This window comes from Advenella mandrilli (genome assembly GCF_016595155.1).
GTDB classification, from domain to species: Bacteria; Pseudomonadota; Gammaproteobacteria; order Burkholderiales; family Burkholderiaceae_B; genus Advenella; species Advenella mandrilli.
In genome coordinates this window covers 21,300-47,789 of record NZ_JAENGP010000008.1, presented here as the reverse complement: position 1 = coordinate 47,789, position 26,490 = coordinate 21,300, and the positions used below count along the sequence as shown (strand labels likewise).

General features: G+C 47.1%; 26 protein-coding genes. 8 read left to right on the top strand and 18 right to left on the bottom strand.

Annotated elements, in window-relative coordinates; translation table 11 throughout:
• Positions 1 to 60: 60 nt before the first annotated feature.
• The 11 genes from JHL22_RS07840 to parE all read right to left on the bottom strand — a co-directional run bounded on the left by JHL22_RS07840 (position 61) and on the right by parE (position 12,654).
• A complete protein-coding gene (locus JHL22_RS07840; RefSeq protein ID WP_200235705.1) occupies positions 61 to 552 on the bottom strand; it encodes a low molecular weight protein-tyrosine-phosphatase in 492 nt (163 codons plus the stop codon).
• A 221-nt stretch (positions 553 to 773) separates the two neighbouring features.
• On the bottom strand, positions 774 to 1,754 hold the full coding sequence (locus tag JHL22_RS07835; protein ID WP_200235703.1) for an LLM class flavin-dependent oxidoreductase: 981 nt from the start codon (positions 1,752 to 1,754) through the stop codon (positions 774 to 776).
• Between the two features lie 42 nt (positions 1,755 to 1,796).
• Positions 1,797 to 2,561, bottom strand: a complete 765-nt coding sequence (trmD, locus tag JHL22_RS07830; RefSeq protein ID WP_200235701.1) for a tRNA (guanosine(37)-N1)-methyltransferase TrmD — start codon at positions 2,559 to 2,561, stop codon at positions 1,797 to 1,799.
• Positions 2,561 to 3,154, bottom strand: a complete 594-nt coding sequence (rimM, locus tag JHL22_RS07825; protein ID WP_200235699.1) for a ribosome maturation factor RimM — start codon at positions 3,152 to 3,154, stop codon at positions 2,561 to 2,563. The genes trmD and rimM overlap by 1 nt, the downstream gene beginning before the upstream one ends.
• Positions 3,155 to 3,260: 106 nt before the next feature.
• Positions 3,261 to 3,515 (bottom strand): 30S ribosomal protein S16, encoded by a 255-nt coding sequence (rpsP, locus tag JHL22_RS07820; RefSeq protein WP_200235697.1) that lies wholly within the window; start codon positions 3,513 to 3,515, stop codon positions 3,261 to 3,263.
• 145 nt (positions 3,516 to 3,660) lie between these two features.
• Positions 3,661 to 3,900 (bottom strand): sulfurtransferase TusA family protein, encoded by a 240-nt coding sequence (locus tag JHL22_RS07815; RefSeq protein ID WP_200235695.1) that lies wholly within the window; start codon positions 3,898 to 3,900, stop codon positions 3,661 to 3,663.
• A 2-nt stretch (positions 3,901 to 3,902) separates the two neighbouring features.
• Entirely contained in the window at positions 3,903 to 6,518 is a 2,616-nt protein-coding gene (alaS, locus tag JHL22_RS07810) for an alanine--tRNA ligase (protein WP_200235693.1), read from the bottom strand.
• Between the two features lie 143 nt (positions 6,519 to 6,661).
• Entirely contained in the window at positions 6,662 to 7,060 is a 399-nt protein-coding gene (locus JHL22_RS07805) for a TrbG/VirB9 family P-type conjugative transfer protein (protein WP_200235691.1), read from the bottom strand.
• Positions 7,061 to 7,186: 126 nt separating this feature from the next.
• Positions 7,187 to 8,242 carry a CDP-6-deoxy-delta-3,4-glucoseen reductase gene (locus JHL22_RS07800; RefSeq protein WP_200235689.1) on the bottom strand — a complete coding sequence of 352 codons (1,056 nt, stop codon included), beginning with the start codon at positions 8,240 to 8,242 and terminating at the stop codon, positions 7,187 to 7,189.
• 99 nt (positions 8,243 to 8,341) lie between these two features.
• Positions 8,342 to 10,648, bottom strand: a complete 2,307-nt coding sequence (parC, locus tag JHL22_RS07795) for a DNA topoisomerase IV subunit A (RefSeq protein WP_200235687.1) — start codon at positions 10,646 to 10,648, stop codon at positions 8,342 to 8,344.
• Positions 10,648 to 12,654, bottom strand: a complete 2,007-nt coding sequence (gene parE, locus JHL22_RS07790) for a DNA topoisomerase IV subunit B (protein WP_200235685.1) — start codon at positions 12,652 to 12,654, stop codon at positions 10,648 to 10,650. The genes parC and parE overlap by 1 nt, the downstream gene beginning before the upstream one ends.
• A 177-nt stretch (positions 12,655 to 12,831) precedes the next feature.
• Here parE and trxA point away from each other — a divergent pair, with 177 nt between their 5' ends.
• From trxA to JHL22_RS07770, 4 genes are all read left to right on the top strand, one after another.
• Positions 12,832 to 13,158, top strand: coding sequence for a thioredoxin TrxA (gene trxA, locus JHL22_RS07785; RefSeq protein ID WP_200235683.1), 327 nt, complete (start codon positions 12,832 to 12,834; stop codon positions 13,156 to 13,158).
• Positions 13,159 to 13,244: 86 nt separating this feature from the next.
• On the top strand, positions 13,245 to 14,501 hold the full coding sequence (gene rho / locus JHL22_RS07780; protein WP_200235681.1) for a transcription termination factor Rho: 1,257 nt from the start codon (positions 13,245 to 13,247) through the stop codon (positions 14,499 to 14,501).
• A gap of 211 nt (positions 14,502 to 14,712) precedes the next feature.
• Positions 14,713 to 14,904, top strand: a complete 192-nt coding sequence (locus tag JHL22_RS07775; RefSeq protein ID WP_200235679.1) for a hypothetical protein — start codon at positions 14,713 to 14,715, stop codon at positions 14,902 to 14,904.
• A gap of 88 nt (positions 14,905 to 14,992) precedes the next feature.
• A complete protein-coding gene (locus JHL22_RS07770; protein ID WP_200235677.1) occupies positions 14,993 to 15,757 on the top strand; it encodes a 5'-methylthioadenosine/adenosylhomocysteine nucleosidase in 765 nt (254 codons plus the stop codon).
• 53 nt (positions 15,758 to 15,810) lie between these two features.
• On the opposite strand, the gene JHL22_RS07765 is transcribed toward JHL22_RS07770, so the two are convergent.
• A complete protein-coding gene (locus tag JHL22_RS07765) occupies positions 15,811 to 16,236 on the bottom strand; it encodes a hypothetical protein (protein WP_200235675.1) in 426 nt (141 codons plus the stop codon).
• Positions 16,237 to 16,520: 284 nt separating this feature from the next.
• On the opposite strand from JHL22_RS07765, the gene JHL22_RS07760 reads away from it, so the two are divergent.
• Both JHL22_RS07760 and JHL22_RS07755 read left to right on the top strand, forming a co-directional pair.
• Positions 16,521 to 17,150 (top strand): 2OG-Fe(II) oxygenase, encoded by a 630-nt coding sequence (locus JHL22_RS07760; RefSeq protein WP_200235673.1) that lies wholly within the window; start codon positions 16,521 to 16,523, stop codon positions 17,148 to 17,150.
• Between the two features lie 297 nt (positions 17,151 to 17,447).
• Positions 17,448 to 18,386 carry a metallophosphoesterase gene (locus tag JHL22_RS07755; RefSeq protein WP_200235671.1) on the top strand — a complete coding sequence of 313 codons (939 nt, stop codon included), beginning with the start codon at positions 17,448 to 17,450 and terminating at the stop codon, positions 18,384 to 18,386.
• 85 nt (positions 18,387 to 18,471) lie between these two features.
• Here JHL22_RS07755 and chrA read toward each other — a convergent pair whose 3' ends face one another.
• The 4 genes from chrA to JHL22_RS07735 all read right to left on the bottom strand — a co-directional run bounded on the left by chrA (position 18,472) and on the right by JHL22_RS07735 (position 22,425).
• Positions 18,472 to 19,680 carry a chromate efflux transporter gene (gene chrA / locus JHL22_RS07750; protein ID WP_200235669.1) on the bottom strand — a complete coding sequence of 403 codons (1,209 nt, stop codon included), beginning with the start codon at positions 19,678 to 19,680 and terminating at the stop codon, positions 18,472 to 18,474.
• A 106-nt stretch (positions 19,681 to 19,786) separates the two neighbouring features.
• A complete protein-coding gene (locus tag JHL22_RS07745) occupies positions 19,787 to 21,265 on the bottom strand; it encodes an aldehyde dehydrogenase (protein ID WP_200235667.1) in 1,479 nt (492 codons plus the stop codon).
• 21 nt (positions 21,266 to 21,286) lie between these two features.
• On the bottom strand, positions 21,287 to 21,901 hold the full coding sequence (locus tag JHL22_RS07740; protein ID WP_234041191.1) for a thiamine pyrophosphate-dependent enzyme: 615 nt from the start codon (positions 21,899 to 21,901) through the stop codon (positions 21,287 to 21,289).
• The gene (locus tag JHL22_RS07735) at positions 21,886 to 22,425 is read right to left on the bottom strand and encodes a thiamine pyrophosphate-binding protein (RefSeq protein WP_200235665.1); all 540 of its coding nucleotides are present in this window, start codon (positions 22,423 to 22,425) and stop codon (positions 21,886 to 21,888) included. Before JHL22_RS07735 ends, JHL22_RS07740 begins: the two co-directional genes overlap by 16 nt.
• 109 nt (positions 22,426 to 22,534) lie before the next feature.
• Between JHL22_RS07735 and JHL22_RS07730 the strand changes: the two genes are divergently transcribed.
• Complete coding sequence (locus JHL22_RS07730; protein ID WP_200235663.1) at positions 22,535 to 23,467, top strand: LysR family transcriptional regulator; 933 nt, start codon at positions 22,535 to 22,537, stop codon at positions 23,465 to 23,467.
• A gap of 14 nt (positions 23,468 to 23,481) precedes the next feature.
• Here JHL22_RS07730 and JHL22_RS07725 read toward each other — a convergent pair whose 3' ends face one another.
• Both JHL22_RS07725 and JHL22_RS07720 read right to left on the bottom strand, forming a co-directional pair.
• Positions 23,482 to 24,537: a hydroxyacid dehydrogenase gene (locus tag JHL22_RS07725; RefSeq protein ID WP_200235661.1), complete on the bottom strand. Its 1,056-nt coding sequence runs from the start codon at positions 24,535 to 24,537 to the stop codon at positions 23,482 to 23,484.
• 1 nt (position 24,538) lies between these two features.
• Positions 24,539 to 25,507 carry a tripartite tricarboxylate transporter substrate binding protein gene (locus JHL22_RS07720; protein ID WP_200235659.1) on the bottom strand — a complete coding sequence of 323 codons (969 nt, stop codon included), beginning with the start codon at positions 25,505 to 25,507 and terminating at the stop codon, positions 24,539 to 24,541.
• A gap of 284 nt (positions 25,508 to 25,791) precedes the next feature.
• Here JHL22_RS07720 and JHL22_RS07715 point away from each other — a divergent pair, with 284 nt between their 5' ends.
• The gene (locus tag JHL22_RS07715) at positions 25,792 to 26,475 is read left to right on the top strand and encodes an alpha/beta hydrolase (RefSeq protein ID WP_234041190.1); all 684 of its coding nucleotides are present in this window, start codon (positions 25,792 to 25,794) and stop codon (positions 26,473 to 26,475) included.
• Positions 26,476 to 26,490: the final 15 nt, after the last annotated feature.

Here is a 26,490-nt window from a genome sequence, read left to right as displayed (position 1 = left end):
GATATAATGAAATTTGCACAAATATTGTCATATTTGTGCAATAGTCAGATTGGCAGAGAGTTATGCAGCTTGATATTGTTTAACGCGTTTGCTGACTATTTCGAACACGCCCTGACAGGCATCCTCGAGGTAATCGAGCATTTTGAAAAAGCCATCGAGACCACCATAATAAGGGTCCGGGACGGTTGCTTCTTCATAATCATTGGCAAAACGCATTAAAAGCATTAGTTTATGCCGTAATGGTTTTGGACAGATTTGTTGCATATAAGAAAGATTATCCCAGTCCATGGCAAGAATAAGATCATATTCCGTGAAATCTTCTGCAGTGACCTGACGGGCACGGTGCTGGGAAATGTCATAACCGCGTTTACGGGTTGCCAGTTGTGCCCGGCCATCGGGCGCATCACCAATATGGTAGTTTTGGGTACCTGCCGAATCAACCTGAATTGAATTTTGCAGGCCTGCCTCTTGGACGAGACGACGCAATACCCCCTCGGCACTAGGCGAGCGGCAGATATTGCCCATACAGACGAAAAGTACTTTAGTAACCATAGCCCTATAGTTTGAGGGAAAACCCCAGTTATGGCAAGCTTTTTTTAAATATGCTAAATAAACGTGCATATTTAAAATTTTTTTTGCCTTAAAAAACAATAAGTTAAAAGAACACCGTATTTTGAACTAATTTACTTAAATCATACACACTTTAAAATCAAGTGAAAATAGATATCTGACAAAATTAAACAATATTTAATATCACCAAAAGCAAGATCACCTTAAAAGGCCGAACTTACCAATTTTATGGACTCAAGCCTGGCGGCAACATCATAAACCCGTGACGTCATCATTAGCTCATCCACCCCTGTCATTTCCACAAAATCTGAAATTCCATCAGCAACCGTCTTAGCGCTTCCCACCATGGAATAGATAAGTTTGTGATTGATACTGGCACGCTCGGCAGGAGAAATATGCTCATCAATATTATTAACCGGTGGCTGAAGTTTTCCGGGCGTATTCCTGAAAAGCTGCACTGATGCCATCTGGTGCGAAGTAAAATGATACTTGGCCAGCTCATCAGTTTGTGCAGCCACTACATTCACACAAGCACTGGCATAGGGTTTATCAAGATAAACAGAAGGCCTGAAAGAAGAGCGGTATACCGACAGGGCATTCATTAAATCACCAGGCGCAAAATGCGAGGCAAAAGAAAAAGGCAAGCCAAGATAGGCCGCCAGTTGCGCACTGTACAGGCTCGAACCCAATAACCAAACCGGCACCTGAACACCTGCTGCAGGCACTGCTACAATTTTCTGCCCCTCTTCGGGCTGGCGAAAATAATACTGCAACTCCTGTACATCCTGCGGAAAATTCTCTGCGCTGGCATGTAAATCCCGTCGCAAAGCCCTTGCCGTATTCATGTCCGTGCCAGGCGCCCTGCCCAAACCCAAATCAATCCGGTTCGGGTACAAAGAAGCCAAAGTACCAAACTGCTCTGCAATGATCAAGGGCGAATGATTGGGCAGCATAACACCCCCCGAACCAACACGAATCCGGCTGGTTCCTGCTGCGATATAGCCAATGGCTACTGCCGTAGCGGAACTCGCGATGCCTGGAATATTATGATGCTCAGCCATCCAAAAACGCGTAAAACCGCACGCCTCAGCTTTTTTTGCCAGCAACAATGAGTTGGCAAGCGCATCACCCACCGTTTCGCTTTCGTTTACAGGCGATAAATCCAGAATAGAAAAGGGAACCAAATCAATACCTAATTTTCAAAATAAACAAAGCAATAACTTACACTATTTATCTGAAAGCGTCTTTAAAAACTTTTCATCAACAGGGCTTAACAGGCCCTGGCTTCTTGCCTGTAAAATAAGCTCGGGGCGACGCTCCTGAGTTAGCCTTAAGGACACTTGCCGGCGCCAGGTGGAAATATTTTTATGATGCCCTGATAACAAGACATCTGGAACCGCTTCCCCCTCGAAAACCTCGGGGCGCGTATAGTGCGGACTATCCAGCAAACCGGACAGGGACTCGTGAAAAGAATCCTGCAAAGCCGATGCTGCATCATTCAGTACCGATGGCAATAATCGAATCGCTGCATCTATCATGGCTACTGCCGCAATTTCTCCGCCAGACAAGACAAAATCACCCAGTGAAATTTCTTCATCGACGTAGCGATCGATGAAGCGCTGATCGATACCTTCATAGCGCCCACAAACAAAGGTAACTCCCCCTGAATTTGCCAGCTCTTGTGCTTTTTGCTGATTGAATGGCCGTCCAACCGGACTTAGCAAAACCACTTTTGCCGGTGGCGCATTTTCTTTTTGACGATCCTGCCGGATATCCTGCACCGCCATTCTTAAGGGTTCTGCCATCATGACCATACCCGGCCCCCCACCGTAGGGACGATCGTCAACCGTTTGATGAGGATTAGAGGTATAAATACGGGGATTCCATGTTTTGAGCTGCCAGATTGCCTGCCGGTGCGCCCTGCCCGTTACCCCCAGATCCCGGACTACGGAAAAGATTTCGGGAAACAGGGTAATAACATCTATTCGCATCAGAAGTCTGCCGGCCAGTCTGTTTCGATACGTTTTTGACGGATATCAACAAAAGGCACGTGCGCCTGAACAAACGGCACCAGGACTTCCAGCACCCTACCTTTATCATCTTTCAGGAAAACCACGTCACCCTGTTCATCAAGCTCTTGCCTGGCAATATGAAGGACAGCATGCGCCCCATTATCGGAAACCTCTTGCACAAGGCCCAACAAAACAGGCCCCGATGCGCTGGCAGTGCTATAAACAGAACAGCCGATCAAGTCGACCCAATAATACTCATCATCGGACGCAGTGGGAAAAATGGCGCGCGACACAAATATGGACGTGCCTTTAAGGGCCTCAGCCTGATCCCTGTCATCACAGCCTTCAAGAAAGGCCACAATGGAACCCGTATGTTCGCGAGCGCGAGAGACTTTGGCAAGGCGATGCGGCTCTTGCTGCACACCAGCACGCGAAAGACGGGCAAGCCACCACTCTTTTACATTAAGCAGGATACTTTCCTGGGCAGAGTGCGGCTGGATTTTAACCATACCGCGCACACCATAGGCCGATACAATACGACCCAGCTCTACAAGATCATCTGGAATTACCATTAACCTACACCACCCATTTATGCAAAAACAAGAACCCGCTCACAAAAAACAAAACGACCGCTAGCCATCGCAAACGGTCGAATCATTTTGTCTGACAGGAAAACTATCAGGCAGCTACTTTGGCAGAAAACTCTTTAACCAAACGCTGAACAACAGGTGACAATTGTGCACCATTATCAATCCAGTGGTTTACACGATCAAGAGCGATACGCAGGCCCTCTGTGCCTTCTTTGGCTACAGGATTGTAAAAACCAACGCGCTCGATGAAGCGACCGTCACGACGATTGCGTGAATCAGCAGCAACTAAATTGTAAAATGGGCGCTTTTTTGAGCCACCACGGGCTAGACGAATCACCACCATAGGTAGTCCTTTCTGGTAAAATTAAATAACTATGAAACTAAACAAGCAATTATATCAAGATATACAACTAGAATGCAATCTTAATTTTTAAAGTCTGCCAAAAGTAGCGTATCAACACCTACTTTTGGCATATAGGCAACAGGCACTACCTTCGCTTAAGGTAATGCACCGCACCAGACTCAAGAATATCTTGCGCCACCAGCTCGTTTTTGGTTTGAGCCGAAAAAGCCTGAAAATCCTTGACCGCATTTTTATCTGTCGTAATGACCCTCAAGACCTGGCCACTTTCTATCGTTGCCAGTGCTTTTTTAGCTTTAAGGATAGGAAGCGGACACTTCAAACCACTGGTGTCCACCTCCAGCACATAAGAATGCTTTTCAGACATACTTATACCTTGCCCTCAACCCAGGCACGAACCCCGGCAATAGCCGCATCCAACGCCTGAAGATCTGTGCCACCACCCATCGCCATATCGGGGCGGCCACCACCCTTTCCACCAATTTGGGTAGAAACATGAGAAACCAGTTCTCCGGCCTTGATCTTGCTGGTGGTATCGGCGGTTACGCCGGCCGCCACACTGATTTTTCCATCAACCTCTGCGGCCAGCACAACCACTGCCGTCTTCAACTTATCTTTAAGCTGATCGATCATACCGCGCAATGATTTCGGGTCTGCCCCTTTAATAACGGCAGACAAAACCTTAATACCATTAACATCAACCGCATGGGATGACAAATCGGCACTGGCTGCGGAAGCCACTTTTGCCTTAAGCTGATCAACCTCTTTTTCAAGCGAACGGATATGCTCTTGTGCCTGCCGGGCTTTTTCCACCAACTCGGCAGGATTGGCTTTCAGGGAAGCCGCCGCCTCTTGAACCGACTTATTCAGGTTACGCACCCAAGCCAGCGCATTACCACCGGTAATGGCTTCAATTCGGCGAATACCTGCTGCCACACCACCCTCGGATACGATCTTGAACAAACCGATATCGCCAGTGCGATGGACGTGAGTACCCCCACATAACTCGCGGGAAAAGCCGATATCCAGCACACGAACTTCATCTTCGTATTTCTCGCCAAACAGGGCCACCGCACCACCGGCTACGGCGTCATCATAGGACATTAATTGTGCAGTGACATCAGTGTTGTTAAGAATCTCTGCATTAACAATGTCTTCGACCTGACTGATTTCTTCAGCAGTGACCGCTGCGTCATGCGCAAAGTCAAACCGGGTTTTATCAGGATCAACCAATGAACCACGCTGCTGCACATGCTCACCCAGCACCTGACGCAAAGCCTTGTGCATGATATGAGTTGCCGAGTGGTTCCGAATGGTGTGCTGGCGTCGCTCTACATCGACATGCGCATCAAGCGTATCGCCTGTGTTGATGGCTCCCAACGTAACGGTACCGTGGTGACCAAAAACATTGGACTGGATTTTCTGGGTGTCATGAACATTAAAGTTGCTGCCAAAACCGGCCAGAATACCGGTATCGCCCACCTGACCGCCCGACTCTGCATAGAACGGGGTATTATCCAGAACGATAACGGCATCCTGTCCCTCGGAAGCAGACGCGACCAGCACACCATCAACATAGACGGCCAACACTTTGGCATTGGTTTGCAGACGCTCATACCCTTCAAAACGGGTTTGCTCGCCAGAATAACTTAAACCCTGTGCCATTTTAAACTTGCCACTTGCCCTTGCCATTTCACGCTGACGATTCATGGCCTCTTCGTAGCCAGCCTCATCTACTTCGTAGCCACGCTCACGGCAAATATCCGCAGTCAAGTCAAAGGGAAAGCCGAATGTATCGTAAAGCGTAAACGCTGTTTCACCGCTTAGGGCTCCGCCCTTGGCGGTAGAATCCAGTTCTGCATCCAGGATTTTCATGCCTTTTTCAAGGGTTTCCTGGAAGCGCTCTTCTTCCTGTTTAAGCACCTGGGTTACACGATCCTGATGCTGGACCAGCTCTGGATAGGCCTCGCCCATTTCCTTGACCAGATCAGCCACCAGTTTATGGAAGAATGGCTTAGCCTGCCCCAGCTGATAACCATGCCGCAAAGCACGGCGGATAATGCGGCGCAGCACATAACCGCGACCCTCATTACCGGGTATGACACCATCCACAATCATGAAACTGCAGGCACGAATGTGATCTGCAATAACTTTAAGGGAATTATGCGCCAGATCAGTCACGCCGGTTTCACGTGCTGCCGCCTTGATCAGATGCTGAAAAAGATCAATTTCGTAGTTGGAATGCGCATGTTGCAAGACGGCGGAAACCCGCTCTAGGCCCATGCCTGTATCTACACAGGGATGAGGCAGTGGATGCATGACACCAGCGGCATCGCGATCGAACTGCATGAACACCAAATTCCAGATTTCAATATAACGATCCCCATCTTCATCGGGGGAGCCGGGCGGGCCACCCCAAACATCGGGACCGTGATCATAGAAAATTTCTGAACAAGGCCCACAAGGACCGGTATCGGCCATTTGCCAGAAGTTGTCGGACGCATAACGTGCGCCTTTATTGTCACCAATACGAATAATTCGCTCTGCCGGAACCCCTACTTCTTTGTTCCAGATATCATAAGCCTCGTCATCTTCCTGATAAACCGTGACCCAAAGCTTTTCAGCAGGCAACTGGTAAGTCTGCGTAAGCAGTTCCCAGGCATTCTTGATGGCTTCGTGCTTAAAGTAGTCACCAAAGCTGAAGTTTCCGAGCATCTCAAAGAAAGTGTGATGGCGAGCGGTATAACCCACGTTTTCGAGGTCATTATGCTTGCCCCCGGCACGCAGGCAACGCTGCGAAGAGGTTGCCCGTTTGTAGGGACGGGTTTCTTTACCGGTAAAGACATCCTTGAATTGAACCATACCTGAGTTGGTAAACAACAGGGTTGGATCATTTCCGGGCACCAATGACGAAGAAGGAACAATGGTGTGGCCTTTAGACTCAAAGAACTGTAGAAACTTTTGTCTTATTTCTGCTGATTTCATCGTGTAAAAGTGGCTGAATAAATTTATTTAACCGCCAATTATAAGGGGTGTTTAACAAATAAGTGCATTTTTGACACTTTACTACGTTAAATGCCCCTGACAGACGCCCTCTAAAAACCTTACCCACCGACCTGAAGCCCAGTTTACCTGATGTTGTTTTCTTGCCAGTGACGCGCCCGTACCAGCCGATTTCCGGCCCTTAGCGATAGTTCGGCCCAGTTTCCCTTGATAACAACATAAGGGTCATTGCGATAATAAGGCAAGGGTTTTTCAGCCCCCTGCTGAACGGCAAAAATGGCCGGAATACTGGCATCGGGCTCAAACTGCAACCATATTTCATTACCCGTACTAAAAACCTGCAAAGGCGCAATGTCCGGGTCTCCATGCAAAGACCAGTCAAAAGAGTATTGGTTAACGCTACGGTTTGATACTTCCCATTCGGGGTAAAGTCGTTTGCGGACCAGCCACTCTGGCTGCGTTGCACAGCCCATTAGCATGCCTACCAGTAGCACGCTGGCAAAAAACCGAATTATTCCTGTCATGATTAGCCTGATTCAAATTACAAAACCCAGCCATCATGCAATGGGAAACAGGCCGCGACAAGCTGCGAAATTTACGGACGGACAAAAACGCAGCATGACGAGCCAAGACGGCATTAAATTGAAAAATCAGGCCTTGGCCGCTTCCAACTTGGCCGTATCCGCTTCGGAAGTAAAGGAATCGGCATAAAACTCGTTTTCAGGAAGACTGCAGTTGGCGACGAATTCCTTGCGTGCGCTGCTAACCATGACAGGTGCGCCGCAGGCATAAACCTGATGCACTGACAAATCGGGAAAATCTTCAATAATTGCCTTGTGCACAAAACCCGTGCGACCGCCCCAGCTGTCTTCAGGCAAGGCATCTGAAATAACCGGCACAAAGGTAAAAAATGGCAACTGCGCTTCCCATTGTTTGACCAAGTCTTTCATGTACAGGTCTTTAGGCCTGCGACCGCCCCAATATAAGGTAACCGGACGGGTAATGCCTTTTTCAATAATAACTTCCATCATGGCTTTTACCGGCGCAAAGCCGGTTCCACTCACCACAAACACAATGGGTTTATCTGAGTCTTCACGCAGGAAAAATGAACCCAAGGGGCCTTCTGCCCGCAGGATTTCCCGCACTTTCATTTGAGTTTCGCCAGCACCGAACACGTGATCGGTAAAGACCCCGCCTGGCATATGACGAATATGCAGCTCTACCGGCTCGTTACCGCTAGGTGCACTGGCCATGGAATAACTGCGGCGGCGACCATCTTTAAGAATGAACTCTACATATTGGCCGGCATAATAACGAAATGGCTCGGCCGCAGGCATTTGCAATTTCAGGACCATGACATCATCGGCCATTTTTTCTATATCCACCACACGCACAGGCATTTTCCTTACCTGAATGTCGCTGGCCATACGAATTTCATGACTTTCGATCTCAAGATTACTGGTTGCGCTTGCCTGACAGAACAAGGTAAGACCCTGTTCTTTTTCTTCTTCACCCACCACCTGGGAAACGGCAGAAGACTCTTGTATGGAGCCTGAAAGCACCTTGCCTTTACATGAACCGCAAGAGCCGCTTTTGCAGCTGTAGGGAAGAATAATGCCTGCATCAAGCGCCGCATCAAGAATAGTTTGCCCTTCTTTGGCAATAAATTGATGGTTACTTGGGTGAACCGTAATAGTAAAACTCATAATAAATTCAAAACTCGTTTAAATCTTTTAAATAAAAGTAATCGTGACATAACTTCTTGCAATTATGACACGATCCAACATAGGCTAAATTGCTTCCCGTCAAATTACCGGAAAAAGAACGGCCTGCTTCATACGCACGTCAAGCTGTTTTCCTTTGCGGGCACGCTTGCCGATATATTCCTGCAAATCACCCAGCGCCAGGATTTCATCCACTTGCTTATTCCGGTAAATGCCCGAAATCGTCAATCCCTGCTCACTGATCGGAATTAGTTGATCCAGCTTGTCGTTTTTATCCAGCGACATCAAAATAGTGCCTCGTCCGCCCCCGGATAACGCCTTCACCTCTTTTAATTCAATAACCAGGAAACGCCCCCCCACGGTTAGCATGGCCAGATATTTAGCTTCATCAAACAGGGGTACCGGCCGCATCAGGATATCGCCTTTTTCAAGGGTAATGAATTGCTTACCCGCTTTTTGCCGGCTGCTCATATCAGAAATTCGGGCACAAAAACCCAGACCACCTGCCTGAGCCAACAGCCAACGGCTATCAGACATACCCGCAATTATGTGGATAATATGCGTGCCGCTTTCAAGGTCTACCATAGCGGTAATGGGCTGACCATCACCACGGGCAGAAGGCAAACTGCCTACCGCCACCGAATACGCACGTCCGTTATCACCAATACCAATAAGCGTGTCAGTGCTTCGACACTCATAGGTGGCATAAAGCTTGTCACCCGATTTGAAATTGAATTGATTAATGTCATGGCCATGCCCCTGACGCGAACGCAACCAGCCCTTTTCAGAAACAATCACCGTTACCGGCTCATCAACCACTTTGGTTTCAATAATGGCCCGCTCGGCTTCCTCTATCACCGTTCTTCGATCGTCACCATATTTCTTGGCATCCGCTTCAATTTCCTTAATGATCAGTCGCTTCAGGGTTCCAGGATTATCCAGCAAATCTTGCAACTTGAGCTGTTCCTGCTGCTTGTCTTTCAGTTCCTGCTCAATTTTGATGCCTTCAAGCCGTGCCAGTTGCCGCAAACGCATTTCAAGAATGTCTTCCGCCTGGCGCTCGGTCAGGTTAAACCGCTTCATTAATGCGGCTCTTGGCTCGTCAGAATCACGAATGGTCTGGATGACTTCTTCGATATTGAGGTAAACCAGCATACGACCTTCAAGCACATGAATCCGGTCCAGCACCTTGTCAAGACGATGGCGGCTGCGCCGCGTGACGGTTTGTGTCCTGAATACGAGCCACTCTTCCAGAATGGTACGCAAATCACGCTGGCGCGGACGGCCATCAATACCAATACACACCAGGTTAATGGGCACACTGCCTTCCATGCTGGTATGTGCCAAAAGCAAATTAACAAACTCATCGCGGTTTATGCGTGAGGATTTGGGTTCAAACACCAATCTGACGGCGGCATCCTTACCCGACTCATCGCGCACCGCATCCAGCATGGCCAGCATACTGGCTTTATTGTTCTGCTGATCGGGTGTCAGGGATTTTTTGCCTGATTTGACTTTCGGATTGGTCAGTTCTTCTATTTCTTCCAGCACTTTTTGCCCGGAAGTATTGGGGGGCAATTCGGTAACCACCAATTGCCATTGTCCACGCGCCATTTCTTCAAATACCCAACGGGCACGCGCTTTCAGGGAACCCTTGCCGCCCGCATAAATAGCAGCAATTTCTTCGCGGGAAGAAATAATTTGCGCCCCGCCGGAAAAATCCGGTCCGGGAATAATCGCGTGGAGTTCTTCATTGCTGATTTTAGGTTGCTTAAGCAAGGTGACGCAGGCTTGGGCCACCTCACGCAAGTTATGCGAAGGAATTTCAGTCGCCATACCTACGGCAATACCCGACGCACCATTGAGCAACATCACAGGCAGGCGTGCCGGCAACATTTGCGGCTCCTGCTGGCTGCCATCATAGTTGGGCGTAAAGTCTACCGTGCCTTCATCCAGCTCATCCAGCAGCAACGCGGCAATAGGCGTAAGCCTGGCCTCGGTATAGCGCATGGCGGCTGCGCCATCGCCATCGCGCGAGCCAAAATTACCCTGCCCGTCCACCAGCGGATAGCGCAGGGAAAAATTTTGTGCCATACGCACCAGGGCATCATAAGCGGCCTGGTCACCATGTGGATGGTATTTACCCAACACATCACCCACCACACGAGCCGATTTAACCGGCTTGGCACCGGCACGCAAGCCCATTTCGCTCATGGCATACAAAATACGGCGCTGAACGGGCTTTTGCCCATCGCCCACATCTGGCAAAGCCCTGCCTTTTACCACTGAAACCGCATAATCAAGATAGGCCTGCTCAGCATAATGCCCCAGTGTGATGGTTTCATCTTCACCGGGCTCGTTATTCAATATCGTATCCAATTCACTCATTACACATCCAATTCGGCCAGATTGCCTTTTTCTTCGATCCAGGCACGTCGTTGTGACGACTCGCCTTTACCCATCAGCATGTCAAACATTTTATTCGTGTCTTCAGGGCTTAATTCACCATAACCGATCGGCAACAAGCGACGGGTATCCGGGTTCATGGTAGTTTCCCACAACTGTTCCGGGCTCATTTCACCCAAGCCTTTAAAGCGGCTGATTGACAAGGCAGACGGTTTCACCCCTTCGGCATTTACCAGCTTGTCCTGAACTGAATCAAGTTCCGCCTGGTCAAGACAATAAATTTTTCTTGCGGGGCGCTTGCCCTGTGCCGGCACATCTACCCTGAACAAGGGAGGCTTGGCAATAAATACAAAACCGTTTTCAACCAAACGCGGAAAATGCCGGTAAAACAGGGTCAGCAATAAAACCTGAATGTGGGAGCCATCTACGTCCGCATCAGAAAGAATGCAAATGCGCCGGTAACGCAAACCGGACAAATCGGGATGGTCTTTGGGACCATGGGGATCTACGCCAACAGCAACCGAAATATCATGAATTTCATTATTGGCAAACAAACGGTCACGATCAACTTCCCAGGCGTTCAACACTTTACCGCGCAACGGCAAAACCGCCTGAAACCCTTTATCCCTGCCCATCTTGGCGGAACCGCCAGCAGAGTCGCCCTCTACCAGGAAAACTTCGGTTCGCGTATTGTCGTGTGACTCACAATCAGTCAGCTTGCCTGGCAAGACCGCCACCCCCGAGCTTTTGCGTTTTTCTATTTTCTGGTTTGAACGGGTACGGGCCTGCGCCTGGCGAATAGCCAGCTCGGCCAGTTTCTTGCCATACTCCACATTACTGTTCAACCACAGTTCCAGTGCGCTTTTAGAAAAACCGCCCACCAGCCTGACGGCATCACGGCTATTAAGCCGCTCTTTGATTTGCCCCTGGAATTGAGGGTCCAGCACTTTGGCTGACAGGACAAAACTGGCCCTGGAAAAAACGTCTTCAGGCAACAGCTTGATACCCTTGGGTAATAAACTGTGCAAATCGGCAAAATTCTTTAAGGCGTTGAAAAGACCTTCACGCAAACCAGACTCATGCGTACCACCTGCTGAAGTGGGAATCAGGTTGACATAGGACTCGCGAATCACCGGACCTTCGGTTGTCCAGCAAACCACCCACTCGGCCCCTTCCCCCAGGGCAAAGGTTTCATGATTTTTCCCGGCATATTCCTTGCCGGCAAACATGGGAATCAGCAATTCGGCATCCGCCAGGGCTTCTTTCAGGTACCCCTGCAGGCCATCTTCATAACACCATTGACGTGAATCACCTGTTTTTTCAAGGGTTAATGAAACCTTGATACCCGGCATCAGCACAGCCTTGCTTCGCAGCAAATGCGCCAACTCTGCCACAGGAATGGTGGGAGAATCAAAGTATTTATTGTCTGGCCAGACGCGAACACGCGTACCCGTTCTTTTACGCGCGACCGAACCAGCCGCTACATGCAAGGGCGTAAGCACATTGCCACCATCGGCAAAAACCAGTTCGTTTATTTTGCCGTCACGCAACACCTGCACTTCAAGACGATGGGATAGTGCATTAGTGACTGACACCCCTACGCCGTGCAAGCCACCTGAGAACGCATAAGCGCCACCGGCCTTTTTATCAAACTTGCCCCCTGCGTGCAGGCGGGTAAATACAATTTCAACCACGGGCACCTTTTCTTCGGGATGCAATCCAATCGGAATGCCTCGTCCGTCGTCCTCAACTGTAACACTGTGATCGGCATGCAAAATAACCTGAATATGTTTTCCATAACCGGCCAGCGCCTCATCGGCTGCATTATCAATGACTTCCTGAATGATATGCAACGGGTTTTCAGTCCGCGTATACATGCCAGGCCGCTCACGAACGGGCTCCAACCCTTTCAGAACCCTGATGGAAGCCTCGTCATAACTTGTTTTGATCGCCACGTTATTCTCTATACTGTGCAAAAAAACAGACATTTTAAAGTCTGATTGGTGATTTTGTCGTGCCTTTCAGGCATTTTCATACAATCTCTGGATATAAATGTTATTCTTACGTTAATGGCAGTACACATTGTGTTCCTGAAACAAGCGGATAGTCTTCCGGCTCCAGTGTACTTGGCTACTCCAATTTCACCAATATAAAATTTAATTCGTATGAGCGATACTATCAAACACGCGACTGAATCCAGCTTTAACGCTGATGTTCTCAAGTCTGACAAACCCGTACTGGTTGACTACTGGGCCCCTTGGTGTGGTCCCTGTAAAGCCATTGCACCTGTCCTTGAAGAGGTTGCCAAAGAATACGAAGGGCGTTTGCAAGTCGTCAAGGTAGACGTTCAGGATCATCCTGAAGTTGCGGCGCAATTTGGCATCCGCGGCATTCCTACCCTAATGGTTTTCAAGAACGGTGAAGCCGTTGCCACCAAAGTAGGTGCCGTTAACAAGGCACAGCTTACCAGCTTTATCGATAGCGCCCTCTAAAACCACCCAGCTTATTACATTCGTCGCGCGGGCTCATCCGTAGCCCGCCAATTTTCTCATTCTCTAATTTATTCTTATTAAAAATAATGCATCTTAATGAACTCAAGGCACTGCATGTGTCGCAGCTGCTTGAAATGGCAGCCACCCTGGAAATAGACAACGCAAACCGGTTTCGCAAACAAGAACTCATGTTTGCCATCATGAAACGACGGGCAAAACAAGGTGAACAAATTTTCGGTGATGGTGTCCTCGAGGTTCTTCCTGATGGTTTTGGTTTCCTGCGTTCCCCAGAAACTTCCTATCTGGCCAGCACAGACGATATTTATATTTCCCCTTCGCAAATTCGCCGCTTCAACCTGCATACTGGCGATTCCATCGAAGGTGAAGTTCGCGTTCCCAAAGACGGAGAGCGTTATTTTGCATTAGTCAAAGTAGAGAAAGTAAACGGTGTAGCCCCAGAACTGATGAAACACCGCATTATGTTCGAAAACCTCACGCCCTTGCATCCAAACAAGCCAATGCTTTTCGAGCGTGACATCAAAAGCGAAGAAAATTACACCGGCCGTATTCTGGATATTTTTTCCCCCATGGGCAAAGGCCAGCGCGCTTTAATTGTAGCCAGCCCCAAATCCGGTAAAACCGTCATGATGCAGCACATTGCGCATTCCATCTCGGCTAACTATCCAGATGCAGTCTTAATTGTGCTGCTGGTTGATGAACGCCCTGAAGAAGTTACCGAAATGCAACGCACTGTTCGCGGAGAAGTGGTAGCCTCTACATTCGATGAACCTGCAACCCGTCACGTACAGGTTGCCGAAATGGTCATTGAAAAGGCCAAGCGCCTGGTTGAACTGAAAAAAGACGTCGTCATTTTACTGGACTCAATTACCCGTCTGGCCCGTGCCTACAATACGGTTGTACCGGCTTCTGGCAAAGTTTTAACCGGCGGTGTCGATGCCAATGCCCTGCAACGCCCCAAACGTTTCTTTGGCGCCGCACGCAACCTTGAAGAAGGCGGTTCACTAACCATTATTGGTACTGCCTTAATTGAAACCGGCAGCCGCATGGACGAAGTGATTTACGAAGAATTTAAAGGTACCGGTAACTCCGAGGTTCACCTTGAACGTCGCCTGGCCGAAAAACGCCTGTACCCTGCCATCAACCTGAACAAAACCGGCACACGCCGCGAAGAGTTGCTCATGAAACCCGAAACCCTGCAAAAAGTATGGGTTCTACGCAAATTTATTCATGAAATGGATGAAGTTGAATCCATGGAATTCATTATGGATAAAATCCGCGCAACGAAAAACAATGACCAGTTTTTCGACATGATGAAAAAATAATTTAGCTCATCAAGTAAACAAAAAAAGCCTGTTTAAAAACAGGCTTTTTTTGTTAATGAGATTTTTTTATCCTGTTATAACAACAAGCATATGTCAGATATTTGTATTGTGATAAACAATACGTTATGCTTTATGTAAAACATAAACGTTAATAACAATAATTTATTTCAGCTCAGGCAGTTTTCGTATTGCACCACTACCGGAGGTAAAGATGGAAAAGGAAAAAGAGCAAAGACTAATGTTGATGGACCCCGACACTGGCGAAGTCCATTCACTTCAACACTGGGTCGCATCAAAACCCATGTGGGAGGGTTCCCTTAGCAACCCTATCGAGGGGCTGATTGAAGTTGTACAAGACGCAAACGGCAAATGGGTTCCCAAACATGAGAAAGGCACAGAATAACCCTGACTTACAGTCGGCCTGATTACCAATCAGGCCGACTGGATTGCATTACAATATCAGCTTGTTCAAATTTCCACCACGTTAAAACATGTCTGTTCTCGGAATTATTGCCGCCCTGCACCAGGAAATCGCGAGTCTTTTACAGGCTATGGGGCCAAATATAAAAACTCATCGTATTGGCCAACGTGACTACCACGAAGGCACACTAATGGGGCGCTCCTGTATCGTGGTGCTGTCCCGAATCGGCAAGGTTGCCGCAGCAGCGACAGCCGTAACGCTTATCCGGGAATTCAAGGCAAGTTCTATACTTTTTACCGGGGTTGCCGGCAGCATCAATCAACAGGTCAAGGTGGGTGATGTAGTGGTGGCAACTCAATTACTACAATACGATTTTAACGCCAGCCCTCTTTTCCCCCGCTATGAAATTCCTTTATTAGGCATGAGCCATTTTGACGCTGACACCAAGCTTTCAGCACAACTGCAACAATGCGCACAAGATTACATTTATCAAGACCTGAAGATAGACATTGATGCCACTTCCCGGGATGCATTCAATCTTCACCAGCCCCAATGCCATATCGGCATGATCATTAGCGGAGATTGTTTTGTGAGTGATGCCAACCATTCCATACAATTACAGCAGGACTTGCCCGCTGCCTTGTGCGTGGAAATGGAAGGCGCATCGGTTGCACAGATTTGTTATGAATATGCAGTGCCCTTTGCCATCGCACGGATTATATCCGACCAGGCTGATGGCTCTGCACACATTGACTTTAATGCTTTCCTGGAGCAAGTTGCCCGATTTTATTCAGCCGGCATTTTGAGACGATTCTTAAGCGCCCCCCTGGATTAAATTATGCCCCTAAGGACAACCGGCCTTGTGAAAATACTAGTTATTTCCACAAGCTACAACTCTGATCTTAATTGCTTAAGTGCTTCCTGAAACCGCATGCCTCTGTCTTGCTTCATAGAAAGGCAACTATCCTGTTTAGCCGTATGATTAATCGCATTGAACTGCTCAACCCGATGGGAAATTGCCTGCCCATATTCATCATTATCTGAAACAAATTCAGTATAACTGCTAATAAAATCGCCCACAAAAATGTCTGCTTTTTGTTTGTTTAACTGTAAAATTTGCCGGACGTCATCCTGCATTTTTTGTTCAAGATTACTTGCTGAAAGCGTTGAGTCAAGGGCAGCACAAAACTCATGCAAAAAATAATAATCAAAAGAAGCCATAAAAACCATCTCTTTGGTTTTTTCTGATACTGCTTGAGCACTACCTAGACATGGCCATAGCAACAATATGGCAAGCCATTTTTTCGCATTCATTTTCATCACTTCCTTTTTGGTCAATATAACTGTAAACATGCCCATCTGAATTAAAACCAAAAATAAATTTATTTTGGGTCCAAAATTTGCTTCGTTACATCTGCGTATTGTTGTTTAAAAAATTTCTGTACAGCCTGTTCAAGTCCATATAAAATCACTTTCCGGATTTATGCTTATTCTTGTTTTTAGTAAAAAAAACACTAACAAAATAACGGTCATACCGGTTAATCAACAACGCCTTGGGAGATTGCGATACGAGTCGATCTTGTTTTTATAGAAGCTTCATGATGAATGCAATAAATAATATTTTATCAGCACTGGAAACCCAGGGCTGGGCTATTTGCGACGGGCTTATCCCGACTGACCTGACACACCGTCTATTTACAGAGGGACAGCAGCGCTGGGAACAAGGCCAGTTCCATGATGCCCGTATTGGACGCGAACAGCAACTGACACGGATAACATCCATTCGTGGTGATGCTATCCTTTGGCTTGAACCAGAAAGCCAATATCCAGCCAGCCAGGAAATGTTTCAATTAACCGGTTTGATGCAACAAGCATTAAACCGGTATTTTTTTCTGGGTCTGAAACACATGGAATTGCACTATGCCCGCTATGCTTCTGGCACCGGTTATATCCGTCATCTGGACCAACACAAAAATACCGCATTCAGAAAAATCACCTTGGTGAGTTACCTGAACCCTGAATGGACCGAGGCAGACGGTGGAGAATTAGTATTGTATGATCCGGAAAATCCCAAGCAAGAAATCAATCGTATACTGCCCATTGCCGGCAGGACGGTTATTTTCCGAAGCGACCTGATTGAACACGAAGTCTTGCCCTGCCAAAAGCCCCGCTGGAGCATAACCGGTTGGTTCAGGGATGATGAAAAACTTTTTGATCTGGCCGCCTGATCGGTATATATATTCCACACCTTTCATTACATCTGATCTGTGCATCCGTTTTCAATGAATAAACATTTAAAGAAATCTCTAACGTAGAAATTACTCATGCGTTACTGGTCATAAACCGGTAACGTAATTAAAATAACATGCTGTTTTTAAACCGATAAATATGGTCAACCCACACTACACAAGCTGCTCACATAAAAAATTGATAACATTTCTGGTAACTCTTTTTCGTACCACTAATAAAAAATATAATCAGATTCCATCAAAAACTTACAAAAATGCTTCTAAAAAAACCTTAACATGTACGATCTGATTGGTGATATTCACGGCTATGCCCAACCCCTAAAGCAACTGCTTGCAAAGCTGGGCTACACCGAAAAAAACGGCTTTTGGCAACACCCCAAACGTAAAGTCATTTTTTTGGGTGATTTTATCGACCGGGGTCCCGAACAGGTGGAAACTGTCCTGATAGCCAAAGCCATGGTAGAGAATAATGCTGCACTAGCAGTTATGGGCAATCATGAATTTAACGCGGTTGCCTGGACAATGCCCAACCCCGACAAACCAGGCGAGTTTCTTCGCCCCCATACCGAAAGATATTTACGACAACATCAGGCATTTTTGGAACAGATTGTTGAAGGCTCCTGCCTGCATACCGAAATTACCACCTGGTTTGCTACCCTGCCACTCTTTCTGGAGTTTCCGGGTTTTAGGGTCATTCATGCCTGCTGGCATCAACCCTCATTGAAAATACTGGCCCCTTTTCTGGATAGCCAGAACCGCATTCAACCGCAGGCCTGGCCAATGCTTAGTGCAAAAGGAACAGAAACCTTCGAGGCGTTGGAAACAGTGCTGAAAGGCCTGAATATAGAACTGCCTTCGGGTTATGGCTTTGATGACAAGGATGGCAATTTCCGCAATGAAATCCGTGCCCAATGGTGGGAACTGAATGGACTGACCTACCGTGACCTTGCTATGGTTCCGCCCAGTGCCATTGAGCAAATCCCCCATATTCCCGTACCTGATGACGTTGTACCTGGCTATCAGGAAGATAAACCCCTGTTTGTAGGTCATTACTGGATGACCGGAGAACCTGAACCGCTTACCCCCTATATTGCCTGTCTTGACTACAGTATTGCAGCCAGAAATACAAAATCTGTCACCAAGGGAAAGTTATGTGCCTATCGGTGGCAGGGGGAAACCGAATTGCTGCGAGACCGGTTTATCTGGGTAAGTTAACAACGCCAGCACTGCTTTCTTATGCTCAATCATTTCTGTAAACCGCTAGCTGGCTATGAATCTCTGCCCTCTTTTATCAGTCCCTCTATAACACAACCCCCAAAACCCAGCCTATCAAGCCGCTGCCGGCCACCACCAGCCAAGGGGGTAGTTTCCAGAAAACCAGTGCAACAAAACCCAGCAAAGCCAAACAAAAATCTTGTGAGTCAAGAATGGCACTGGTCCAGATAGGATCATACAAAGCGGCAAGCAACAAGCCAACCACTGCCGCATTAATACCCATAAGCGCCGCCTGCATACCCCCATTACGACGCAGTTGTTCCCAAAATGGCAAAGCACCCGCAATCAGCAGGAAAGAAGGCAGGAAAATGGCGACCAGACTCAACATCCCTCCGATCCAGCCATTAGGTGCCTGATTCATGGCCGCCCCTAAAAATGCCGCGAAGGTAAACAAGGGACCAGGCACTGCCTGTGTGGCCCCATAACCGGCCAGAAAAGCATCATTGCCAACCCAACCAGAAGGCACCACTTCTGCCTGCAACAAAGGCAAAACCACATGCCCGCCCCCAAAAACCAGCGAACCGGCACGATAAAAGGCATCAAACATAGCCATGGCCTGATTGGGAAATACGTTCACCAGTAACGGCAAAGCCAGCAGCAAGCCTGCAAAAATACCCAGCCATATCGCACCGGCCTTTTTTGTTACCGCCATAACAGGCAAGGCCTCATGCACCTTAACCGCTTGGGGTGTGAATAACAGCCTTCCCGCTACCCCACCGGCTGCAATCACGGTTACCGGCATCCACACCAAGGGGACCAGCAATACCAGGCAAGCTGCTATCATCATTAATGTTATGCGTAAGGCATCAGGACAAAGATGACGGGCCATGCCCCACACCGCCCGCGCCACAATGGCAACCGCAACCACCTTCAACCCTTGCAGCAGACCATGATCAATGACATCCCCATAATTGGCTATGCCCAAGGCAAACAGAATCAGGGCAATGGCCGATGGCAAGGTAAAGCCGGCCCAGGCAGCGAAGGCGCCCGCATACCCGGCCCGGGACAAACCCAATGCCATTCCAATCTGGCTACTGGTGGGACCCGGCAAAAATTGGCATAGTGATACCAGATCAGCATAAGTACGATCACCCAGCCAGCGTTGCTTAACCACAAACTCTTCCCGAAAATACCCCAAATGCGCCACGGGTCCGCCAAATGAAGTCAGGCCCAGTTTCAAAAAAACAAGGAATACCACCCATGGGCTACGGTCCGGTACAGGTGAATTGGACATGCTATTTTTTCAATATTGGAAACAGGGTTATATGATAGATGTTATTTATGACAAAACAAGCTGCTTAACATAAGAAACACCTGTTTCCCCTTATTTGAACATTGAATTAACGCATGACGAAAGGATTACCGGCAACCGCCCCACTGTTAATCCAGACACTTTTCGTTTGAAGAAACTCGAAAACCGCATCCTGCCCGTTTTCTCTTCCCAGACCTGAGTCTTTATAACCACCGAAAGGCGCTAAATAGCTAACTGCCCGATAAGTATTTACCCATACCGTACCCGCCTGGAGTTTCTCGGACATGCGTATGGCCTTGCCGATGTCTGTCGTCCATACGGCAGAGGCCAAACCAAAGCGCACACCATTGGCAATGCTCAGGGCATCTGCTTCATCCTTGAAGCGGATAATGGACAATACTGGACCAAACACCTCTTCCTGGGCAATTCGCATTTCATTGTGAACCTCACCAAAAATAGTTGGCTCAACAAACCACCCCGATCCGCACTCCTGCCCGGTTGCCGGTTTACCACCCAATAACAATTTGGCACCTTCATTGTTGGCAATATCAATATAATCCAGAATCTTCTGATATTGTGCCGGGGTTGTTACCGGACCTACCTGGGTCTGCTCATCCATGGGGTTACCCATTTTGGCTGTTTTGGCAATTTCCAGCAATTTTTCTACTACCGTATCGTACACATTTTCTTGCACCAACAGCCGTGAACCCGCTATGCAAGTTTGCCCGGTTGCCGCAAAAATACCAGAAATAGCACCAAAAACTGCTTGTTCAATATCAGCATCTTCAAAAATAATATTGGCCGACTTACCACCTAGCTCCATAGAGGCATGCTTTAAATTACCGGCTGCCTGCTGGTTAATTAATTTACCGGTTGCATCTGATCCGGTAAAACTAACTTTATTAACCAGCGGGTGCTCAACCAAAGACCCTCCTACTTCTTTGCCAAAACCGGTCACTACATTAAAAACCCCGGCAGGAAACCCGGCCTGCTCAAAAAGTGCGGCAAATTCTAGGGTAGAGGCCGAAGTAAATTCAGATGGTTTCACCACAATGGTACAACCCGCTGCCAAAGCCGGCGCAATTTTCCAGGCGGTTAATAAAAGCGGAGAATTCCATGGGGTAATGGCAGCCACCACCCCAATCGGTTCATGACGGGTATAAGTAAAATAACCCTTCTTATCCATTGGCAAGGTCGCGCCCTGAATCTTGTCTGCCATCCCCCCATAGTAATAAAACCATTGTGGTATGTAATTCAATTGCCCTAACATTTCCGTATACAGCTTGCCGTTATCCCTCACTTCTGTTTGTGCCAGTTGTGCTGCATTTTGGGCAATCAAATCACCAAGCCTATGAATGAGCAACCCACGCTGGCTGGCACTCATCTCAGCCCAAGGCCCTACCGTCAATGCCTGATGGGCAGCCTGAACCGCCAATTCAACATCACGTTCATCACATCGGGGAATTTCTGCCCATGCTTCACCGGTAAAAGGATTCTGGCTTTCAAACCAGGTTCCTGTTGACGGTTTTACGTATTCTCCGTTAATAAACAAATCATAACGTTTCATTTTGCCCCCTTTTTTGTCTCTTTAAAATGGTTGTAAATTCAGTTCGGCACGGAACCTGTTTTTAATATGCACGCCATCACGTGATGGTAACGCACGAACCGGCTCATTGGTATCAATATAAACCTGAGCCAATGCAACGCCGTTGCGCGCATTCACTTTGGCTGCCACCTTATCTATATGATGTAAATCGTCAACCACATAGGCATCATGAATTCCAAAACCTTTTGCCACCGCAACCAGATCGGTACCCAAGCTTAAGTGGCTGCGTTGCATGCCAGTTTCACCATAATGACCGTTATCCAGCACAACAATAGTAAGATTAGCTGGCTGCTTGGCACCAATGGTCGCTAAACTGCCAATACCCATTAATTGCTCGCCATCTCCGGTAACCACCACTACCGACTTATCCGGTTGCGCCAATGCCAGCCCCAAGCCCATTGATGTTGATCCGCCCATTGCTCCCCAAAGATAAAAGTTTTTAGTGCGGTCACCGGCTGCAAAGACATCATAACTGGGCGAGCCCAAACTCGTGATGATCAATGCATCCGGTATTTCTTTAATCAATTTAGCAACAAATTCGCGGCGCTCCACCACTTTATTTGATGAACGAACAGTACCCATTATTTTTTCACCCATGATTTACGACCAATTAAATTCTGCGACAATAAAATGGCAACCTGCTCGCCTGCGTCAAAAGCGGAAGCCAAACCAGCATTTACTATTTCCCCCACCTGATCTGGATCAGATACCCGCATGACAGTAATACCCATCAATTCCAAGGCCTGCTGGGTTGCTTTACCCATTGGTCCCTGCCAAGGATTAAATTCGGCATATTCGCCCCGCATGGTGACCAGTGTCAGGAACGGAAAATTGCAACTACGCAATAGTGAAAACATATTGACGCAATTACCCACACCACTGCTTTGCATCAGCAGCACTGATCTTTGTCCGCCAAGCCACGCCCCGCTATTAACCGCAACGCCTTCTTCTTCAGTCGTTAAGGCAATATCGTGTATTTCAGGGTCTTCCCTGGCTTTCCTGATGACCAATGCATGCCCTGCATCAGGCACATATGAAACTTGCCTGACATTCGCTTTTTTCAATTCATTAAAAATGGCTTCCTGCCATTTTTGCTGTACGTCTACTACAGAAGTATCCATGGTTATTCCTCATTGTGTATTTATGCTTTCTATCTTATCATTTGATTGATGTCGAATTAAAATAGAATTTTTTGATCTAACCATTCAAATTTTAGATAGATGAAACCCTATGGATCTCAAACAATTAAAAGCCTTGGTCACCATTGCTGAAACAGAAAACATGACCAAGGCAGCAGAAATACTGAATATTGTGCAACCGGCCATTTCCCGGCAGATAAGACTTCTGGAAGAAGATCTGGGCGCCATTCTTTTTGAACGTGGCCGCCAAGGCATGATCTTGAATGATGAAGGAAAAACTTTTGTTGAATATGCCAGGCGCATACTTAATGAAATTGAAAAAGCAAAGGCTGAAATCCGTCCTTCGGCAGGCACGCTGGGTGGTATCGTTAATATAGGTCTGTTACCCAGCACCAGCGATTTGTTATCCAGTATGCTAGTTAGAAATTTAAGAAAAAATTATCCGGGTATCAAAATCAGAATCTCAACAGGCTATGCCGGGCATATGCAAAATTGGCTGGAAAACGGTGAAATTGATATTGCCCTGTTATATGCCAGCAGAACCTCTCCGGCCTTGCGCCTGCAACCTCTTGTTGAAGAGGGTTTATGGTTTGTTGGGCCTCCTGGCAGCCAATTACGGGCAGACCAGGCCATTGAAATCAAAAATATTGTGGATAAACCGCTTATTTTACCGAGTCCGCCACACGGTATTCGCAATCTGGTTAACCAGGCGAGTCAGCTCAAAAACCTGCAGCTTGATGTTATTGTAGAAACCAACTCCATGGGCGTTCAGAAAAAACTGGTCTTGGATGGACTGGGCTACACCATCCTTCCTTCTATTGCCATTGTTGATGATATAGCTCAAGGCGTCCTGGAAGCCGCACCACTTTCCGATGCAGAATTATCCAGAACCATTGTATTAGCCCTGCCCAGTGCCAGAAATACCACGAGTTCGATTCGTTGTGTGGTAAACGAATTGCTCCAATGCATAAAAACCAGTATTGAAAATGGCAATTGGTCTGCTGCCAAATGGATAGCCGATTAAACGAGCAGTTAATTTCAAGCTTGCTGCACGGCCCTTGTTCCCAATATTTTTTCGTATCGCTTTCTGAATTTTGGCCATACCTCAGGGTTTATACAGCGCGCTGGTTTTTCGCCCTGCAATACGGCAATAATCTGCTCGGCCGCCCAGGTAGCCATATTCCTTCTGGCCTCAACCGTCACGCCGGCTGTATGGAAAGTAGCCACTACATTTTCAAGTGATAACAAAGGATGATCCAATGGCGGTGGCTCCTGATTCCATACATCTATGCCCGCACCCGATAAATGACCCGACTCCAACGCATTGAACAAGGCTATCTCGTTATGAATCCCGCCACGTGCAGTGCTGATAAAAATAGCACCCGGTTTCATTTTGGAAATTACCTCCTCATCAAACATGTTTAAAGTAGAAGCGTTTCTGGGGCAATGCAAAGAAACAAAATCCGAACTTTTCAATAACTCATTAAAGTTAACAGACTCACCATTCATTTGATGAATAGTTGCGGCATCAACATAAGGATCAAAAACCAACACTCGCATACCAAAAGCCTGTGCCAACACAGACACTTTTTTTCCAATATGCCCAAAACCGATCAGCCCAACGGTTTTACCACTTATTTCTTTTCCCATCAAGTATTCACGACTAAAACCACGTTTATGCCTTATAAGCCGATCAGACTCAGATACTCGACGGGATACATCAAGCATTAGCGCAATAGTTGCTTCTGCTACTGATTGCGCGTTTGCGCCAGACTGATTCAGTACCATCACACCCGCCTCTGTGCAAGCGGTGACATCCACCGTATCATAACCCGCACCATTGACAGAGACACATAGCAACTGCGGACAATACTGCAAGAACGCTTTAGAAACCACCCATGCATCATGCACCTCGTCCCGCGCAGAGGGAATTTGATACGCATGGGATTGCCTCAGGCTTTGTCTGGTCAGCTCCTCATCCCCTTCCTGTACACAAGTACGTAATTCAAAACCTGGCTGGGCAGATAAAATCTGCTCCATCGCCGGATCGTACCAGACATTCAATCTGGTTATCAGCAGACGTTTATTATCCATATTATTTTTTCTTTATCAGGGGAATGAAAGGTTCCAGTTCCTTACGACTCTTGCTTAAATGATCCTCCCACTCTTTGCCTGGCATAAATGACAATACAGGTACATCATTTTTAGCTGCTTGCAAATATTCGGGATCTTGCATCACCTCAGCAATGGCTGTTTGCAACTTTGCATTAATATCCCCAGGCAATCCTTTAGGTCCGCCAATCCCTCTTTCCGAAGACGTAAAAATATTGATACCTTCATCAAGCGTAGTAGGAGTGCTTTTCAGTTTCCGTTTTTTAGAGGCAAGGGCAATTCCGATAAACTCCGATGTAGGCGACTCAAGATCCGGTGCTTCTGATTGGGTGATAATGGCATAATCTATATGCTGCCCCATTAAGGACATTTTCCCTTCGCCTGCGCCTTTGAAAGGTATCGGCGTGGATTTAATCTTTTTAAGTTTTTCAAGCTGCAATAAAGCAATATGTCCAGTCGTCCCGTCTCCGGCATGACCAAATGAGAGTGAGCCAGGTGCTTCTGACAAGCGCTTTATAATTGAGGATAAATCGGCTGGAACCGAACTTCCTTTCTTTGCAATAATAAGAGAAGGATCATCAACCAATCTGGCAATTAATGACAGATCTTCGGGTTGATAAGTCGTCTCTCTATACATGGGCATAAATATGAAACCGGGCACATTTACCATGCCCAACGTATATCCATCCGGTTTTGATCTGGCAACATACGTCGCGGCCAGCTCTCCACCTGCCCCCGGCTTATTAATCACGACAATCCGGGCCTCATTACCCAGTTTTTTTTCCAAAAACCGAGATAAGGTACGGGTCATGGTATCGGTACCACCACCCGGTGCAAATCCAACCACAATTTCAATGGGTTTGTCATTTGGCCACGCAGCCCAAACCCCACTGCTAATAGCCATGCCTGCCACGACTATAATGGCACCCATCGCCAATTTTGATTTTTTCATGTATGTCTCCTGATATTTATTCATTGAGCAGAAAAATACTTCTGATTTTTCAACGTTTTATTTTCTTATCTATCTATTAGCAACCATGCTAACACGCTATAGAAATTTTAATACAATAGAATTTTGTGATTCAATTGATACCATTTCTATATATCATCCTTCCCGACTTGAGGTGATATCTGAATATGATTGTTTTAATATCAAAATTCTATTTTAAATAAACTTCAATAATAATTTAGAATAGATATCCATAACACCCAAGATATAAAGTTTTTTACTGAAAAATGAATATGACCAATCCATATACGTGGCTGCCATTGAATTCAACGGCATCTCCAAAAACCCAAAGCATTGAATTTGAAGGGCCTGCCGGATGGATTGAAGTGCTATTTGACAATCCATCAAGCCCAAGTAAAGGTATTGTGTTAATTGCTCATCCACAGCCGTTGCTTGGCGGCAGCCCCAGGCACAAAATTCCCCATACATTGGCACAAACGCTTAAAGCATCGGGATGGACCTGTCTGCGTCCCTATTTCAGAGGGGTTGGTAACACAGAAGGCCGTTACGATCATGGCACGGGAGAAACGCAAGACCTGCTGGCAATTATTGCAACCCTACGGGCACATAACCCTGCTACTGCACTGATCCTCATTGGCTTTTCTTTTGGGGCTTATGTTATTGCCAAGGTTGCACATACCCTTCAACAACAAGGCGCTCCAGCGCAAACAACCATATTGCTAAGTTTACCAGCAGGAACAGTTGACGCTGGTAGAGCTTATGATACCGGCAGTGTGCCCGCCAACTCACTCATTATTCATGGCGAAGCAGACTTGCAGGTGCCCTTACGCAATGTATTAATTTGGGCTGGTTCATTCAAGCATCCTATTGTCGTTTTCCCCGGTGCCGATCACTTTTTTAAAGGTCATGAAAAAACATTGATCCAAAAAATTACTGAAGCAATCAAATAAATAATTATCAGGAGA